Origin of the sequence: Marinobacter sp. (assembly GCF_035268745.1) — a bacterium.
In the GTDB taxonomy this organism is placed as follows: domain Bacteria; phylum Pseudomonadota; class Gammaproteobacteria; order Pseudomonadales; family Oleiphilaceae; genus Marinobacter.
This window is the reverse complement of sequence record NZ_DATFKH010000065.1, coordinates 1-1,962: the sequence shown is the minus strand read 5'-3', so window position 1 is coordinate 1,962 and position 1,962 is coordinate 1. Positions and strand designations below refer to the sequence as shown.

2 protein-coding genes are annotated in these 1,962 nt (G+C 54.6%); both read right to left on the bottom strand.

Translation table 11 applies throughout. The features are described from left to right. Window positions 1–1,311: hypothetical protein (locus tag VJ956_RS06130; RefSeq protein WP_324082839.1), on the bottom strand; the 1,311-nt coding region annotated here is incomplete at its 3' end. Between the two features lie 131 nt (window positions 1,312–1,442). Then, a partial coding sequence (locus VJ956_RS06125) for an ADP-ribosylglycohydrolase family protein (protein WP_324082837.1) occupies window positions 1,443–1,962 on the bottom strand: 520 nt, incomplete at its 5' end.

The following is a 1,962-nucleotide window of genomic DNA, read 5'->3' as shown; positions in this document are numbered from 1 at the left end:
CTCATAAACGCCATACTCAGAATACATAGCACTTACGGAGGTGCCATCTGGTTCATTTGCTCCCGTAGGTAAACTGATGCTACTATTTAGGTTTTCGATTTCACCATCAAATGTGGTATACGCCTCCTCATAAAGCTGCTTACGGTCTGTCAACACACAATCCTTCAACAAATCCTTTACCATCGCTACGACCACTTCCAGGAAGTCTTTAAAGAATTCGGTGGTGGCTTTTACGTAGGCTTGATTGGCATCCTTCAGCGCGTCTTTGGCTGCCTCCAGGGCATCTTCGGCGGCATCAATGGCGGCCTGATCACCCGAGGCCTGGGCCGCTTCGTAAGCCTGCTTTGCTTTGATGAGGTCTTCCTGGGCCTGCAAGAGCGAATCGAGTACGCCATCGGGCAGGTAGGGCTCCGCAAAGGCGACGGCTTTATCAATCGCATCAATAATATCCTCCGCCCCCTCCAGGACATCGTCGATGGTCTCCAGGCCATCCAGCACATCATCCAGCGCGGAGATCATCTCATCGCTGAGTAATTTGAGACCGGTACCCTCCACCTCCACGAAGCCATCAATCAACTGGCAATCGGTATTGATGCGGGCATTGACGATGGAGACATTCAGGCGAGCCCCTTGTAAGTAGGGCACCTCGATGATGCCCGTCCCGTTGAAGGTGCCGGTGCTCCGGGCACTCGTCACTTCTACCAGGAAATCGCCCGCCATAAAGCGGTCGCCAGATTGGAGGGTGGAGATGGTACTTTGAGAGCTCAGTACCGTGCTGTCCAGGGCACCACAGAAGAAACTATCGACCGGGGCTTCGACATTGCAACGCTGAGTACCTTCGCAGTCGAGGAGCTCGAAGGTAGCGGTGGCGGTACAACCGGCCGCCGTACTCACCGTCACGGTATAGGTACTGGCCTGATCGACGTTGATCTGCGGGCCGGACTGTCCATTCGACCAGCGAAAGGTGTAGTCATCGGTAGGGCTGACCTGAGCCAGCAGTGTCACCAGGGGATCACCAGGACAGATGGAGCTTTGGCTACTCTGGATGCTTACCGCGGGTGGTGCTTCGCCCTCGATACGGATTTGCCCGGTACGGGTACAGCCATTAGCAGTGTTGACGCTTAGGGCGTAATCGCCGGGTTCGCTAACCGTCAGGGTGGCGGCATTGCTACCGTCCGACCACAAGTAGCTGCTGTAGGTACCCGTCACCGACAACTGCGCGGTCTCTCCGCAAGAAAGCTGCTGGTCCGGATCGCTGGAGAGGATGCTCAGTGGGCGGGTATCTTGCTTATTTACCCGGATGGTATCCACGACGGTGCAGCCACCGATAGCCTGGTCAATAAATCACAAATCAAAACGGATGCTACCGATCGCGTGATCGAGGCGCAGCGGGAAATTAATGAGTTGTACCGGGCGGCGAAGGCGCGGGGTGATGGGAGTCATTATGGCTTGTTTCGGATGGTGAACTTATGATGGAGTTGTTGATCAATAGCCTGGAGATAATCTCTACCGTAGATGCCATTCTCTAGTTCATCATACATCCACTGGGGGAGATTAGCTGCCACTTCAGTGGAAAAAGCGGTCATACCCAGGGCAATAGCCGCCACCGTATCTACATCTCCGGTGAAGGCGACACAGTTTCGCAGGAGATCCGTCTGATTATCATTACGCTGGATGGCGGTCAGAGCAGCCAGCACGCAATCAGTTCCCTTACTCTTGGCGGGCCCCTTCCATTCTTGATCCCAATGCCCATTGATGCTGGAAGAAATATAGGTAGCGACTTCGTTTTTTGGTCCCAGCTCGTAGGCAAAATAATGTGCCCCGAGGGCTACGGCTTGCGAAGACAGTACTGCCGAGGTCGTGTCGTGGGTGACTTTAGCCTGGATAGCGGCTTTTTCTAGTAATTCTTCTTCTGTTTTCAGTAGCCCCAGGACGGCCGAACGCATCGCCGCCCCGCTACCT